The 15,796-nt window shown below is 40.0% G+C and carries 13 protein-coding genes; 3 read left to right on the top strand and 10 right to left on the bottom strand.

Going from position 1 to position 15,796, the window contains the following annotated elements; all coding sequences use genetic code 11:
* Positions 1 to 77 precede the first annotated feature (77 nt).
* The 7 genes from pyk to ACXYMX_RS12325 form a co-directional block, all read right to left on the bottom strand.
* On the bottom strand, positions 78 to 1,838 hold the full coding sequence (gene pyk, locus ACXYMX_RS12295; protein WP_459044530.1) for a pyruvate kinase: 1,761 nt from the start codon (positions 1,836 to 1,838) through the stop codon (positions 78 to 80).
* 90 nt (positions 1,839 to 1,928) lie between these two features.
* Positions 1,929 to 2,888 (bottom strand): 6-phosphofructokinase, encoded by a 960-nt coding sequence (gene pfkA / locus ACXYMX_RS12300; protein WP_459044531.1) that lies wholly within the window; start codon positions 2,886 to 2,888, stop codon positions 1,929 to 1,931.
* A gap of 68 nt (positions 2,889 to 2,956) precedes the next feature.
* Positions 2,957 to 3,916, bottom strand: a complete 960-nt coding sequence (accA, locus tag ACXYMX_RS12305) for an acetyl-CoA carboxylase carboxyl transferase subunit alpha (protein WP_459044532.1) — start codon at positions 3,914 to 3,916, stop codon at positions 2,957 to 2,959.
* Between the two features lies 1 nt (position 3,917).
* A complete protein-coding gene (gene accD / locus ACXYMX_RS12310) occupies positions 3,918 to 4,778 on the bottom strand; it encodes an acetyl-CoA carboxylase, carboxyltransferase subunit beta (protein WP_459044533.1) in 861 nt (286 codons plus the stop codon).
* Positions 4,768 to 5,433, bottom strand: a complete 666-nt coding sequence (locus ACXYMX_RS12315; protein WP_459044534.1) for a FadR/GntR family transcriptional regulator — start codon at positions 5,431 to 5,433, stop codon at positions 4,768 to 4,770. Before ACXYMX_RS12315 ends, accD begins: the two co-directional genes overlap by 11 nt.
* Positions 5,434 to 5,568: 135 nt before the next feature.
* Positions 5,569 to 8,646 carry a DNA polymerase III subunit alpha gene (locus ACXYMX_RS12320; RefSeq protein ID WP_459044535.1) on the bottom strand — a complete coding sequence of 1,026 codons (3,078 nt, stop codon included), beginning with the start codon at positions 8,644 to 8,646 and terminating at the stop codon, positions 5,569 to 5,571.
* A 19-nt stretch (positions 8,647 to 8,665) separates the two neighbouring features.
* A complete protein-coding gene (locus ACXYMX_RS12325) occupies positions 8,666 to 9,604 on the bottom strand; it encodes a DHH family phosphoesterase (RefSeq protein WP_459044536.1) in 939 nt (312 codons plus the stop codon).
* Between the two features lie 94 nt (positions 9,605 to 9,698).
* Between ACXYMX_RS12325 and ACXYMX_RS12330 the strand changes: the two genes are divergently transcribed.
* Entirely contained in the window at positions 9,699 to 10,013 is a 315-nt protein-coding gene (locus ACXYMX_RS12330) for a YtpI family protein (RefSeq protein WP_459044537.1), read from the top strand.
* Positions 10,014 to 10,077: 64 nt separating this feature from the next.
* Here ACXYMX_RS12330 and ACXYMX_RS12335 read toward each other — a convergent pair whose 3' ends face one another.
* Both ACXYMX_RS12335 and ACXYMX_RS12340 read right to left on the bottom strand, forming a co-directional pair.
* Positions 10,078 to 11,385, bottom strand: a complete 1,308-nt coding sequence (locus ACXYMX_RS12335) for a DRTGG domain-containing protein (protein ID WP_459044538.1) — start codon at positions 11,383 to 11,385, stop codon at positions 10,078 to 10,080.
* Positions 11,386 to 11,545: 160 nt separating this feature from the next.
* Complete coding sequence (locus ACXYMX_RS12340) at positions 11,546 to 12,226, bottom strand: metal-dependent hydrolase (RefSeq protein WP_459044539.1); 681 nt, start codon at positions 12,224 to 12,226, stop codon at positions 11,546 to 11,548.
* Between the two features lie 109 nt (positions 12,227 to 12,335).
* Here ACXYMX_RS12340 and ACXYMX_RS12345 point away from each other — a divergent pair, with 109 nt between their 5' ends.
* Positions 12,336 to 13,436 (top strand): M24 family metallopeptidase, encoded by a 1,101-nt coding sequence (locus ACXYMX_RS12345; protein WP_459044540.1) that lies wholly within the window; start codon positions 12,336 to 12,338, stop codon positions 13,434 to 13,436.
* A 494-nt stretch (positions 13,437 to 13,930) separates the two neighbouring features.
* Here the strand turns inward: ACXYMX_RS12345 and ald are convergent, their stop codons facing one another.
* Positions 13,931 to 15,049 carry an alanine dehydrogenase gene (gene ald / locus ACXYMX_RS12350; RefSeq protein ID WP_459044541.1) on the bottom strand — a complete coding sequence of 373 codons (1,119 nt, stop codon included), beginning with the start codon at positions 15,047 to 15,049 and terminating at the stop codon, positions 13,931 to 13,933.
* Between the two features lie 287 nt (positions 15,050 to 15,336).
* Here ald and ACXYMX_RS12355 point away from each other — a divergent pair, with 287 nt between their 5' ends.
* Positions 15,337 to 15,786, top strand: coding sequence for a universal stress protein (locus ACXYMX_RS12355; RefSeq protein ID WP_459044542.1), 450 nt, complete (start codon positions 15,337 to 15,339; stop codon positions 15,784 to 15,786).
* The last annotated feature ends 10 nt before the right edge of the window (positions 15,787 to 15,796 follow it).

A 15,796-nucleotide genomic window follows, 5' to 3' on the forward strand; every position in this document is an offset into this window, starting at 1 on the left:
TCAATTATCAAATGCGAGTAAGTTCATTAAATAAAAAAAGAAAGCTGCTACCGAAAGTTTTCGGAAGCAGCCGTTTTTCAAAGAACACTCGCGTGTCCGTTATAAATAACTCCTGATTCGGCATCCATAGTAATATCGTTACCTTTTTTAATTAGTTCTGTTGCATTTTTCACTCCAACAATTACTGGAATTCCAAGGCTTAACCCTACGATTGCGGCATGGCTAGTTAGACCGCCTTCTTCAGTGATCAACCCTGAGCATTTCTCGATGGCAGGCATCATATCTTTATCAGAGCTTTGTGTTACTAAAATTGCGCCTTCAATGTTTTGTGCCAGTGCTTCATCAAGCGTATTGGCTACGACTGCACGACCAAAAGCAACTGATTTACCGATTCCCTGTCCTTTTGCTAGAAGGTCACCAACAACATGAATTTTCATCAAGTTTGTTGATCCAGCTTTACCAACTGGAACACCTGCTGTAATAATAACAACGTCACCATGACTCACATATTGGTGCTTCACACTTTCTTCTATTGACTCTTCTAAAATTGCATCGATCGAGGATACTTCCTGACCTACAATTGGATAAATCCCCCATACTAAAGTAAGTTTATTAGATATACTTTCGGAAGAAGTTAGTGCGATAATTGGGCACCCTGGACGATACTTTGAAATCATTCTTGCAGTTTGTCCACTTTGTGTTGGTGCTAAGATTGCTTTAACTTTTAGATTAATAGCTGTGTAAGAAGCAGCTTGGCCAATCGCTTCCGTCATATTACCATGCTTTTCCCGACGGCGTGTTGAAACAACTTTTTGGTAATCAACAGCAGCTTCAGTACTACGTGCAATTCTATCCATTGTCAATACAGATTCAACTGGGTACAAGCCTGCAGCTGTTTCACCCGAAAGCATAATGGCATCTGAACCATCCAAAATGGCATTCGCTACGTCACTCGCTTCAGCACGGGTTGGACGAGGATTACGCTGCATAGAATCTAACATTTGAGTTGCTGTTATTACCGGCTTCCCCGCTTGATTACATTTTTCAATTAATCTCTTTTGGACTAGAGGAACTTCTTCAGCAGGTATTTCTACGCCAAGATCCCCACGTGCAACCATTAATCCTTCTGAAACTACGAGTATTTCATCGATATTATCGACGCCTTCTTCGTTTTCAATTTTAGGAATGATTTGGATATGTCCACCTTTATTTTTATCAAGCAATGTTCTAATTTCTAAAACGTCAGAAGCTCTTCTTACGAAAGAAGCTGCTATAAAGTCTACGTCTTCTTTAATTCCAAATAAGATATCTTCTTCATCTTTTTCAGTCATCCCTGGAAGTTGAACCGTAGCACCTGGCACATTCACACCTTTATTGTTTTGTAAAGATCCAGAATTGATTACCATCGTATGAATGAGTCCTTGTTTTACGTCTTTCCCTGTAACTTCTAGCTGAATCAATCCATCATCAAGTAAGATTGTGGAGCCCTCGTTAACGTCTTCAATCAACTTACTGTATGTAACCGAAAATACCTCATTGGTTCCTGTAACTTCAGTCATTGATATGTTAATTTGTTGGCCTGTTTGTAATTCAATTCTGTTATTTTCCATCGAATGGGTTCTAATTTCAGGCCCTTTAGTATCTAGTAAGATTCCAACAACCTTCCCTTTATTGCGGGCTACTTCCCTAATCCTGTCAATTCGAATTTTATGTTCCTCATGATTACCATGAGAAAAGTTTAATCGGGCAACGTTCATACCTGCGTCTATGAGTTGCTCGAGCAATTCCTCGGATTCACTTGCCGGTCCTATCGTACATACAATTTTCGTCTTTCTCATCAATAATCGCCTCTTTTTATGTGATTGTATAAAGTTATATACATGTATTTCTTATAGTAAAGTTCTCGCTGATCACGAAAGAACAACAACTTATATAGACAGTTCCTTGGATAGCTTATACATTGAAGCATCCAATTTATTACTTTTACTGAAAACGTCCTGTAAATCATATTCTATCACGACATTATTTTTCATGCCAACAGCTAAACTTCCTTGTCCCTTTAGTAAAACCTCCACCGCCCGAGCACCGAACTGACTCGCAATTACTCGATCGCGGGCAGAAGGTGAACCTCCGCGTTGAATATGCCCCAAAACAGATACATGTGCATCAATGCCTGCTTTACTTTTAAGAATTGAAGAAAGTTCACTTGCGGACATAACCCCTTCAGCCACGATAATAATGCTGTGTTTTTTCCCACGCCCCGAACCACTTTTGAGTCGTTCTATAATATCTTCAGTTTTCTCTCTCTCTTCAGGTATGAGGATTGTCTCTGCACCACCAGCAAGACCCGCCCAAAGCGCAAGATCACCTGCGTTACGCCCCATAACTTCAATAATAAAGGTTCTTTCATGAGACGAGGCCGTATCCCTAATTTTATCGACAGCGCCAATAACTGTATTTAATGCTGTGTCAAAACCAATCGTAAACTGAGTACCGTTTATATCATTATCGATTGTTGCTGGAACACCAACACATGGAATTCCTAGTGTTGATAATTCATAAGCACCTCTGAATGACCCATCACCACCAATAACGACAAGACCTTCGATTGCATGCTTTTTCAATTGGCGTAGACCTTCTTCACGCCCTTCTAAAGTTCGGAACTCCGGACATCGAGCAGAGCGTAGAACCGTACCGCCGCGTTGAATAATATCGCCGACTGAACCGAGTTGCAAAAGTTCAATCTTTCCATCAATTAAGCCTTGATAGCCATTAAGAATTCCAGCAACTTCTACCCCTTCATAAATCGCCTTCCGAACTACAGAACGCACTGCAGCATTCATACCTGGGGCATCTCCGCCACTTGTCAATACAGCAATTTTCTTCATTCAAGTCACTCCTATTATGTAGGTTGCACCCAATAACAAAGTATCTCTCGATACGATTTAATCAGTACTTATTCGGACTCGGTAAATACACCCATTGAACGAAACTTTTCATATCGATTATCAACCAATTCATTGGCACTCATACTTTCTAATTGTTGCAATGAGTTTTTAATTACTTCGCCAATATATACTGATTGTGCTTTCGGATTACGATGCGCTCCACCAAGTATTTCCGGGACAATCGTATCAATTATTCCCATTTCCTTCAAAAATGGAGCAGTTATCCTCATTGCTTCCGCAGCCTGTTTGGATAAACTTGCATCCTTCCATAAAATTGTCGCAGCACCTTCAGGAGAAATAACGGAGTAGGTCGAGTTATCGAGCATATGAATGTGATTCGCTACACCTAGTGCCAAGGCACCTCCACTTCCTCCTTCTCCAATCACAATAGAAATAACAGGTACTGTTAGACCAGCCATCTCAACCAAATTTCTAGCAATCGCTTCACTCTGGCCGCGTTCCTCTGCTGCTTTACCTGGATAGGCACCTTTTGTATCAATAAAACAAATAATTGGTCGATTAAACTTCTCAGCTTGCTTCATTAAACGCAATGCTTTCCGATAGCCTTCTGGATGTGGCATCCCAAAATTTCTTTTAACGTTTTCTTTTGTATCTTTTCCTCTTTGATGACCAATTACAGTGACAGGGATATTATTAAAATGTGCTATTCCTCCAACAATCGCTAAATCATCGCCAAAACCTCGATCACCATGCAATTGCATAAAGTCTTCAAAGAGGTCTTCTATATAATCAAGAGTTGTGGGACGTTGTGGATGTCTTGCTACTTGAACTCGGTCCCATGGCTCCATATTCTCATAGATTTCAATTTCTAATTTTTTTAATCGCTCTTTAAGTGTACCAATTTCATCGGATAAATCGACATCAGAAGACGCTGTAAATTCTTCAAGTTCACTAATTTTTTCCCGAAGTCGAATGATTGGTTCTTCAAATGATAACGTCTTCCCCATATCAGTTCGCTCCTTTCGAATGCAATCGTATAATTCGATCAAGTGATTCTTTCATTTCAGAACGATGTATTACCGCATCGAGCTGTCCATGCTCTAATAAAAATTCCGCAGTTTGGAAGTCTTCTGGAAGTTTTTCCCGAACTGTTTGTTCAATGACACGCCTACCCGCAAAACCTATTAATGCTTTTGGCTCAGCAAGGTTAATATCTCCAACTGATGCAAAACTTGCTGAAACGCCACCTGTCGTGGGATAAGTCATTACAGATATAAACAGCAATTTTTTCTCTGCATGGCGATTTAGTGCAACACTTGTTTTAGCCATCTGCATTAAAGATAGAACGCCTTCTTGCATTCTAGCCCCTCCACTTGCAGAAAATATAAGGATAGGAATATTCAATTCAGTCGCTTTTTCAATTGCACGTGTTATTTTCTCGCCAACAACAGAGCCCATCGATCCCATACGAAAGAATGAATCCATAATAGCAACTGCTACTTGGTTTCCGCCAATTTCCCCTACGCCCGTAAGAACTGCTTCATTCAAGCCTGTTTTTTCTGCATCTGCTTCTACTTTTTCAGTGTAAACAGGGAATTCCAGAGGATTTACTGTTCTTAAATGATTGTCCATAGACACAAACGTACCTTCATCGAAAATATGTTTAGCACGGTCTACAGCCGTCATTCGGTAATGGTAATCACATTGCGGACAAACTTGAAGTGCTTGAATCAAATCTTTAGTTAATATTATATGCTTACACTCCGGACACTTTGTCATAAGACCTTCCGGAACATCATTTTTCGTATGACTAGAAGGAATTGTTAATGGATGCTTCTTCCTATTTTTCATAAACATTTCACGTATCATTTCTACTATCCCTGCTTTCTCCTTCAACTAAGTCAATCCATTCCATATAAGCATGCAAAGCAATTTCCTCATTGCCATCAAGCACACCTTGAAGCAGATTGTTCAACAATTCGAATTCATTTTCATTTGTCATCTCATCAAAAGGCGGTTCGCTATATTGCTTCAACAGAAACCAAATCTTTAACGATAACCGATTTTCTGCAGCAACAAGAATTTCACGGATAATATCTTCTCGTAAAATTTCGCCATCCTCATTCATTTTTGCAAGTAAACCTTTCCATACAGGCAAGGTTCGTAATCGACTGTCTCGACAAACAGACTCGATTGCTGAAATTTCATGGATTCTACGAGTTCCACGAACATCATTTATCGAATCTGGCTGTTGCATAATGAATTCCGCTAAGACCTCTACTAGCTGATGTTTTCGAAAGTCCGTCAAGAACGTTCCTTCTCCTCGACGAGTTTCAATTAGCCCTAGTAATTCAAGGCTTCGAAGTGCCTCACGTATTGTAGATCTCCCCACTTTAAGTCGTTCGGCTAACTCCCGTTCAGAAGGCAATCTATCACCAGCCTGAATCCCTTCCTTCGAGATTAAAGCCCTTAACTCTCCGACAATATCTAGAAACATCTTTGATGATGTCTTTACATTTTCCATTTAGTAACCCCTTAGAAATCATCGTAACTGAAAAGTGGTCTGACCACTCCTGTATCTTAGCATACAGAAAAGGATGCCTGACGTAAAGTGAAAGAAGTAATTTTTAACTGTGGAACTGCTAATATAAATGGATTTCTAAACTGCATTTATTTGCTGAACAAGAATTTGGAGTTGTCCCTTCCTTCTTTCGACCGTACCATGCACAATAATCATGTTCTTTTCCTCCAACATTTCGGCGGCTGCCGTGTATTGTTTTGGAAATAAAGTGCACGAAACGATACCTGTTTCATCTTGTAAAGATACAAAGGCCATGGATTCACCTTTTTTCGTTCGAATTCGTTTAATGTCCGTTATTAATCCAGCAAGAGTCACATTTGCACGCTCGCTAATCCCTTTCAATTCAATCGCATCTGTAAAATTCAGATCATGCTGCTTCTTTATTTCTGAGGCAGGGTGCTCCGAAAGATAGAAACCAAGCACTTCACGTTCATTCTCAAGGTTTTCCATATGCGACAACGGTTTCCCTGGTGAATATTTTGGACTCGCTATCGAACTCATAACATCCGAAAGGAGATCATCTCCATTCTCAGGGCGAAGGAACAGCGCATGTGCTAACGCGGCATCTATAGATGCAAGCAAAACAGACCTTGGTTCATTAAATTCATCAAGTGCTCCTGCTTTAATGAGCGCACCAATACTTTTCTCAGTGAAAACATCTGCACCGAGGACCACTGCCAGATCAAACATATTTTTCCACGTTTCACCTTGACTTCTGGTCTGTCGTAAAGCCTGATAAAACGAAGGTGTCACTCCCTTAATTGAACTTAGACCCATTTGAATCGCTCCGTTACGAACGCTATACAAATACTTACTTTTGGCGACGGATGGGGATAGGAATACAATCCCCTTCGCTTCAGCTTCCCGCTTTATCTCGGCAGTTTTTTCCCCATTACCGATAGTTGAGGACAAAAGAGATGCATAAAAATAGGCTGGTTCATTCGCTTTCAAATAGGCTAATTGGTAGGAGATCAAAGAATAGGCAACCGCGTGACTTTTTGCAAATCCATAATCCGCAAACTTTACAATTAATTCGTAGATTGCTTTGGCTACTTCTTCCGAAAAACCATTATTCACCGTACTTGTGATAAAATGCAGTCTCTCTTCATTAAGAATAACGTGACTCTTTTTACTAATTGCACGTCGCAAAAGGTCGGCTTCTGACATTGAGAAACCAGCGATATTCACTGCGATCTGCATGATTTGCTCTTGATACACAATTACCCCATACGTTTCCTCAAGGACTGGCGCTAACAATGGGTGAATATACGTAATCTGCTCCTCCCCATGTTTTCTTCGGCTATATAAAGGAATGTTATCCATCGGTCCGGGGCGATACAAAGCATTGATTGCATAAATATCTTGGAAAAGGGTCGGTTGTATTAAACGAAGTGCTTCTCTCATGCCATTCGATTCAAATTGAAATATGCCCGTTGTATCTGCCTTTTTAAAAAGTTCAAATGTCTTTTCATCATCCAAAGGAATTTTCTCGAAATCGATTCGGACACCTTTATCGTAAAGAATCATTGACCGAATTCGATCTAATAACGTTAGATTCCGAAGCCCAAGAAAATCCATTTTTAACAATCCTTGTTCTTCAACATCGCCCATTGGCCATTGCGTTAAATAAATCCCTTCTTCTCCACCTTGAAGAGGAACTGTTTCTACGAGGGGTTTTGGTGATAGGATAACACCGGCGGCATGTGTCGATGCGTTACGGGGAAGTCCTTCGAGAGTACATGCAGTCTCAAACCACTTGCTACGAATCGAATCCAACTTTACCCAATCGCTCAATCTTTTGGATTCTTTGACTGCTTGAGTTAGCGTAATTCCCGGACGGCTTGGAATCTCTTTCGACAAAAAGTTCATTTCTTCATTTGTAAATCCAAAGACACGTGCCACATTTCGTGCTACAGCTCTTGCAGAAAGTGTTCCAAACGTAATAATTTGCGCTACATGAGATTTTCCATACTTCTCTGCCACATACTGAATTACTTCTTCACGCCGATTATCTGCAAAATCAATATCAATATCTGGCATCGTTACACGCCCTGGATTTAAAAAACGCTCAAAAACTAATCCGTATCGAAGAGGGTCCACATCCGTTATTCCTAGCGCAAAGGCAACTAATGAGCCTGCAGACGACCCTCGTCCTGGGCCCGTTAGTATATTTTGGTTCATTGCGTAGTTCATGAAATCCTCGACGATCAGAAAGTAATCTACGTATCCCATTTCATGGATTATAGATAACTCATAGGACAATCGATCCTCATATGCCTTTTCTAGTTTCCCATTTCTTTTAATTAACCCCTCTAAACAATGCCTTTTTAGAATTGCATCCGTGTTTTCTCCTTCAGGAACTGGAAAAATAGGCATTAGTGTTTCACTTGGAGGTACTTCCGCTGTACATGAATGTAGAAGGTTAGACATATTTAAAAGCCAACTTTCCTTACCTTCAAACCAAGATTTCAACTCTGCTTCTTCTGGTATATACGCTTTTTCGTATGCTCTTTCCACTCCAGAAACATCTTCTAACTTATGCCCTTCTCGAATTGCTTCTGCAACTTCATAAGTAAACGCATCTTCAGGATGTATAAATCTTGATTCATTTACTGCCACGATTTCTAAATTCAACTCAATAGCGAGTAGTTCGATCAGTGCTTCCTCATCATGTTGAACTCCACTCTGCCTCGACACACCAACAACGACTTTAGAACTTCCTGAATTTTTTATTATCCTCTGCAACTTCTCTTCATCTCGCTGACTCTCCCAAGACGGGTCCGTCATAGGTAGAATTAGGATACATCCCTTGCTATATGCAGCAAGCCATTTCAGTGGCAATGCCTCTGTATCCCCTGTAGAAATTGCACTACTAATTTTCAATAAATTCCGGTAGCCTTCATCATTTTCAGCATACAAATAGGAGTAAAGATTACTTTCTTCTCCAATATCGAGAGGAATAGACAAACCAATAACTGGATGAATATTATATTTTTGCATCGTTTTATAAAATGACCTTACACCGTATAATTTGGAATTGACAATTGCCGCAGCACTAGCCCCTCTCCGTTGCAGAAGGGGGGCTAGATGGTTAAGTTTAATAATTCCACGTAAAAGGTCTGCGCCTGTAACTAATTGCGGATAGGCTAATGTCAACAGAATCCCTCCGCTCGTATTATTTCACACATAGTTCTTTAAGTTTCATTACTAACTCGTCTGCCTCTTCCCACGAACGCACGGATGCCCCAGAAGCAAGCGGGTGTCCACCACCTCTATATTCTTCAGCGAGGGAATTAATCGCAGGACCCTTAGATCTTAAACGAGCACGGATTTGATGCTCTTCTTCAATAAATATGACCCATGAACAAATACCTTTCACTTCACCAAGAGCCCCACCTAATTGAGATGTTTCAATGGGCGATACATCGAATTTCTGAAGGGTAGCACGATCTAATTTGATAAACGCCGCCCCATTATCATCTATTTCAAAGTTTTGGAAAATATAGCCTTGCAGATGAAGTAATTTTCGTTCAACCTCGTACATTCCTGCAAATAATTCCGCACGGTCAAAATCATATTTAATTAATTTACTAGCTCGTTCGAAAGTTAGGTCCGTTGCACTTGGGAACATGAAGCGGCCAGTATCTCCGACAATTCCAGCAAACAACAGGCGTGCAGCATTGGATGGCATTTTCCATCCACGGTATACTTCCCCCTCTTCAAATAATGCAGTTATCATCTCCGAAGTAGAGCTAGCTTTGGTATCAACCCACTTAACATCACCATAAGGATCTGTATTGGGATGATGATCTATCTTCATTAACAATGCGCCTTTCGTATAAAAATCGCTGTCGATACGCTCTGTATTTCCTGTGTCCGTTACAATTATTAATGCCTCTTTGTAGAGTGATTCTTCAACTACATCTGGACTTCCAAGATAAGATAGAGATTCTTCGTGCTCCCCAACTGCATAAACTTCTTTTTCAGGATAATTTTCTTTTATCAGTTCTTTAAGACCCATTTGAGACCCATAAGCATCTGGATCTGGTCGGACATGGCGAATAATTATAATTTTATTAAACTTTTCAATTGTGTCTATGATTTGTCTTTGCATAGTTATTTCTCCTCGCGTTTCAGTATATTGTGGTCGCAATCTAAATAAAAAGCCGATACAATGAATTAAGATCTGCTATCAATGGAGGGCTTTAATGTTTAACTTATTTTTAGTGTTTGTAGTTATCGCATCTGCTGTTTTTTATTTTTATTTTAAATTGCGTCAATTCCGCACCACACGTGTATTGCCTATTCGAAAAAAAATGTACGCGAGTATGGCGGGTATTTACCTCGGTACCTTACTTATATTTTTTGGACTCAATCAATTTACGTTAGACATTGGAATCACAAGGTATATCATTGCTGCAATTTTCATTCCAATCGGTGTGTATGTTTCTATCTTTAATTACAGAGCAAGTAAGCACTACAAGCAATTTATAGAAGAAGAAGCTCGAATTAACGAACACTGATGCAAATCTATGCATCAGTGTTTTTTTGTGGAAACTCACTATCTCATTTCAGTTTCCGACTTTTTTACCTCTCAAATAATTGATAAGTTATCATAGCTTTACAAACAATATCTCCTTCAGAAAGAACGTCAAAGTCTACTTTAACAAGTCTTCGACTCATTTGCATAATTCTCGGTTCTACACGAACAGTCGTCCCTAATTGGACATGCTTAATAAAATAAATCGTCATATTTTCAGGGACACTTTCACCGCGTTTATGAATTTTAATTGCACTATTTCCGGCATCTGTGAGCAGTGTAGTCATCGCACCGTAAGATAATGTTCCAAACTGATTGGTTAACTGAGGAACAACGGTAAATTCAACTGCAAAATCTTCATCTGAAACAACTTCCATTTGATTTTTCACAATATCATCAATCGTTTCGCCTTGTTGAGGTTGACGTTGTGCCATTTGGAAAGCCTTGAGGACATCTTGCCTACTCAGAATTCCCGCAAGGATTCCTGTGTCTGTAACAACTGGAATTAAGTCTAGACCTTCCCAAATCATGCTATGCCCTGCTGAAGTAACACTCGTCTTCTCCGTAACCGTAATCGGATTCCGAGTCATTACTTTTCGGATCGAATCGTCTAGCGATTTACCAATCACATCCCTGGATGTGATAATACCCACCAATTTCCCCGAATCTTCGATAACTGGATATCCCGAGTGTTGGGTTTTTTGATTAATCGCATTGAATTCACTAACTAAGGCATTCGGCGATAAAACAACCGTTTCTGAAAATGGAGTTAATATATCTTCTGCTAAAAGTATCTTCTTCTCAATTAGCTGGTCAAAAATGGCACGATTCAACATCGTAGCTACCGTAAATGTGTCATAACTTGTTGATATTACGGGTAGTTCCAACTTATCTGCAAGTTTTTTCACCTCTTCAGAAGCGTCGAATCCACCTGTTACAAGTACCGCAGCACCAGCCAATAACGAGGTTTTATGGGCTTTCTGTCGATTCCCTACGATAAGTAGGTTGCCCGCATCTATGTATCGCATCATATCATCAAGCTGCATCGCACCGATGACAAATTTCGTCAATGTTTTATGAAGACCATCTCGTCCACCAAGAACTTGACCATCCACAACATTTAATACTTCAGCAAAAGTTAAATGTTCTATATTTTCTCTTTTTTTCTTTTCGATTCGTATCGTTCCAACACGCTCAATAGTATTAACCAGTTTTCTATTCTCTGCCTCTTTAATCGCTCGATATGCAGTTCCTTCACTTACAGAAAGTGCCCGTGCTACTTGTCGCACAGATATTTTTTCACCGACGCTAAGACCTTTTATATACTGAAGGATTTGTTCGTGTTTTGTCGCCATCTCTTCACCTTTTTCTTTATCACACTCTATGTACATTCTACCATAAAGCAGCCCATTTAAAACGACTTGAAGGATTTCTGAGTAAATTTAGTTCCATCAACTTTTATACCTTCAATCGAAAATAAATCCGGGATGGGAGGTAACCACCCGGATTCATATGTTAGAGTTCGATAATCTCGCCTGCTTCCAGAATCTTTACCTCACACTCTTCAACTAGCTTTTTAAACTCATTCGGGTCTTGTTCAATCGGCGGAAATGTATTGAAGTGAATCGGGACGGCGTATTTTGGCTTTAAAAGTTCGACTGCATATGCCGCATCTTCAGGACCCATTGTAAAGTTATCTCCAATAGGAAGAAATGCAACGTCAATCGGATGACGTTTTCCAATTTGCTCCATCTCCATAAATAGAGCCGTATCCCCAGCATGATAGATTGTCTTTCCTTCCGCCATGAAAAGGATTCCAGCGGGCATTCCAGTATAAATAATTTCATTTTCTTCCGTCGTATAAGAAGAGCTATGAAATGCTTGTGTGAATTTTACAGTGCCAAACTCAAATGTTTTTGCGCCACCAAGATTCATACCGTGTGTTCGAACTCCTCGCCAACCAAGGTAGATTGCCAGCTCATTTGGTGCAACAATAAGTGCATCGCATGCCTTTGCGATAGCTACCGTGTCTCCAACATGATCATTATGTCCATGAGTTAATAAAATCACATCTGGCTTTTCATTTTCAACAAGAAGATCGGTCAATTTGTTACCTGTAATAAAGGGATCAATCAAAATCGTAAAGTCTCCTGTTTTAATTTTCACGATTGAATGTCCGTGGTATGAAAGTTGCATATGTATACCCTCCCCAATTATTTATGTTACCTACATAATCATTTCGCTGCACAAACACGAAACCCTCTTTTCTGGTATAATTGTTACATTCTTAGAGGAGGGTATTTAATTGAAGACAATTGAAAAAATACAGTATTATTTACAATCTAACAATCTAGATGCAGCGTTTATTTCGACACCCGCAAACGTTTTTTACCTATCAGGATTTGATAGTGACCCCCACGAGCGTTTGCTTGGTGTAATGGTATTTAAAGACCAGGAGCCCTTCATCATTTGTCCGTTAATGGAAATTCCGGATGTAAAATCTGCTGGGTGGGTTTTTGAAGCTGTAGGTCATGAAGATACTGAGGATGCGTGGGATGTAGTACAAAAAGTAGTACATGAACGTGGAATAACATTGTCTTCCGTAGCAATCGAAAAGACTCATTTAACTGTTGAGCGCCTTGAACGTATAAACGAATTATTCCCGGGCGCCACCGTTTCTAGAATCGATGAACAATTGAATGCAATGCGCGTCATTAAAAATGAAGAGGAATTATCCTATCTGCGGAAGGCTGCAGAACTTGCCGATTATGCAATTCAAGTGGGTTGTAATGAAATTGCAGAAGGTAAGACAGAATTAGAAATTTTAATGGCAATTGAATTTGAAATGAAGAAAAAAGGCGTTCAAAAGATGTCGTTCGACACAACAGTGCTTTCTGGCCCTAAAACCGCTTCTCCTCATGGAACTCCTGGGGACCGTAAAATAACAGAAGGCGACTTTGTCTTATTCGATCTCGGTGTCGTATATAAAGGATATTGTTCCGATATTACCCGAACTGTTGCTTTTGGTGAGCCAACTGATGAAAAGCGTGAAATTTATGAAACTGTTAAACGTGCAGAACAGGCTGCGATCGACCTTGTACGACCAGGTGTAAGAGCTATGGATCTGGATAAGGCATCAAGAGACGTTATTGTTAATGCAGGTTATGGCGAATATTTCACTCACCGACTTGGCCATGGCCTTGGAATATCCGTACACGAATATCCTTCTATTACAGCAACAAACGAGATGGAACTTACAGAAGGAATGGTATTCACCATTGAACCCGGCATTTACAATCCAGATATAACTGGCGTTCGAATTGAAGACGATGTAGTCGTAACAGCAAATGGTGTAGAAGTCTTAACTAAGTTCCCTAAAGAACTAATTGTTATCAAATCCTCATAAAAATAAGGTTGTAAGCTTATATTTAAGCTTACAACCTTATTTTATTATTAGCACAGTTAAATAATAATGTTGATAAAGCTAATTTCACAATAGTGCTCGAGTAAGTGTATCTAACACGTTGATTTCCGTTTCAGACGGACGCGTTTCCGGAGGGCAGGCGGTGGACCAACCCGTTCGCTTCGCTCCCGTTGGTTGTTTCACCTGACCCGCTGTCCTCCCGGAGTCGCCGTCTTCCACTTCAATCAACTGGAAGTGTACAAAAATCTCTTGTTACACTACCCCGACGTCGCTTACCTTGAATCCAAACGATACAGCGTCGAAGCGACAAGTGTGAGCCGAAGTAGTAAGACCGACAGCGATCTTCTGACGGGCTTACTACGGAAGGCCATCACCGAGCGACAAAGCGATATTTTCACGCCTCCCACTCCATTCGACAAGGAGTATACAAATACTTTATCAACTATCAACAAGGTTATTTAACATAGTCTTATTATTTAGCTATTAAGAGCCGATTCTGCTTCAACATATGCTAAATCTTGAGCATCTGCGACTGCTTTGTATGTTACGTGACCGTTATATGTGTTCAAACCTTTTTGAAGTGCTAAATTATCTAAGAGAGCCTGTTTAGGGCCTTTATCAGCAATTTGCAAAGCGTATTGAACCGTGTTATTTGTAAGTCCCAGTGTAGCCGTACGCGGAACTGCACCAGGCATATTTGCAACAGCGTAATGAACAACCCCGTGTTTCTCATAAGTAGGATTATCATGCGTTGTTACTCTGTCAGATGTTTCAAAAATACCACCTTGGTCAATTGCTATATCAACGATGACAGAACCTTTTTTCATTGATTTAACCATCTCTTCAGTAACAAGTTTCGGTGCACGAGCACCCGGAATAAGAACTGCACCAACAACTAGGTCAGCTTCCTTTACCGCATCTGCAATGTTATATGGATTAGAAACAAGAGTCTGAATATCGTTTCCAAACATTTCTTCTAACTGACGTAGTCGATCCGTCGAAAGGTCAATCACAGTTACGTATGCGCCCATCCCAATAGCAACACGAGCAGCATTCATTCCCGCCATTCCGCCGCCGATGATGGTAACTCTTCCTCGGGAGACTCCAGGTAGTCCACCAAGCAATATTCCTTGACCACCATTTGTCTTTTGTAAGAACTGTGCGCCTAATTGAGTCGCCATCCGTCCAGCTACCTCACTCATTGGAGCAAGAAGCGGCAAGGCGTTATTAGGAAGTTGAACCGTTTCATATGCAATAGCTGTTACTTTCTTTTCAAGTAACGCTCTAGTAAGTTGAGCCTCTTGTGCCAAATGGAAATAAGTAAATACGGTCTGACCTTCACGTAAAAAATCATATTCAGAGATTTGAGGTTCTTTTACTTTCATTACCATATCTGCATTCCAAGCATCTTGAGCTGAATCAACAATTTTTGCACCAGCCTCAATATAATCCTCATCTGAGAAGGTAGAGCCTAGTCCAGCACCTGTTTGGATGAGTACTTCGTGCCCTGATGCTTTTAGTGTCAACACACCTGCTGGCGTTATTGCAACTCGATTTTCATTGTTTAATATTTCTTTGGGAACACCAATACGCATACTAATAGAGCCTCCTATAAATTAAGTGAATCTCTGTCAAGAACGTTCCATTTCGTACTTGACTATCCTCCTATATTTTAGCAGACTACTAAGACTTCTGCTTGTTTTTAACAATATCTACATGCATGTATCAACTTCAAGGGCTTTATTTAATTGTCTACGAAACCTGTAACACTTTCGACTTATTTGACGAATTCCTATTTTTTCTTCCGTAAAAATAAAGGATATCGGAATACATTTATTGAAAAGGTACTATGTAATACTAAATATATATGGAGGTGTTTGTTTTGACTCTAACTTACAAACAAATTCTCGTTGCTATTGACGGGTCTAAAGAATCGGATTGGGCATTTAAAAAAGCAGTTGCGATTGCCGAAAGAAACGACGCTGCATTGCATTTAATTAATATTATCGACACGCGTTCATACGCTTCTGTTGAGGCATATGATCGAACAATCGCAGAACGAGCTCAAAAGTTTGCTGAAGAACTACTTGGTACGTACAAGGTAGAAGCTGAAGCTGCTGGATTAAGCCATGTAAATGTAGTCATTGATTATGGTTCACCTAAAACAATGATTGCACGTGAGTTATCTAAAAAGCTAGAAGCTGATTTAATTATTTGTGGAGCGACAGGCTTAAATGCAGTTGAACGCTTTTTAATTGGAAGTGTATCCGAAAATATCGTCCGTTCTGCTAAATGCGACGTACTCGTAATTCGTACACCAGAAGAAGCATAATCAAAAAGGT

This window comes from Sporosarcina sp. CAU 1771 (assembly GCF_054482775.1).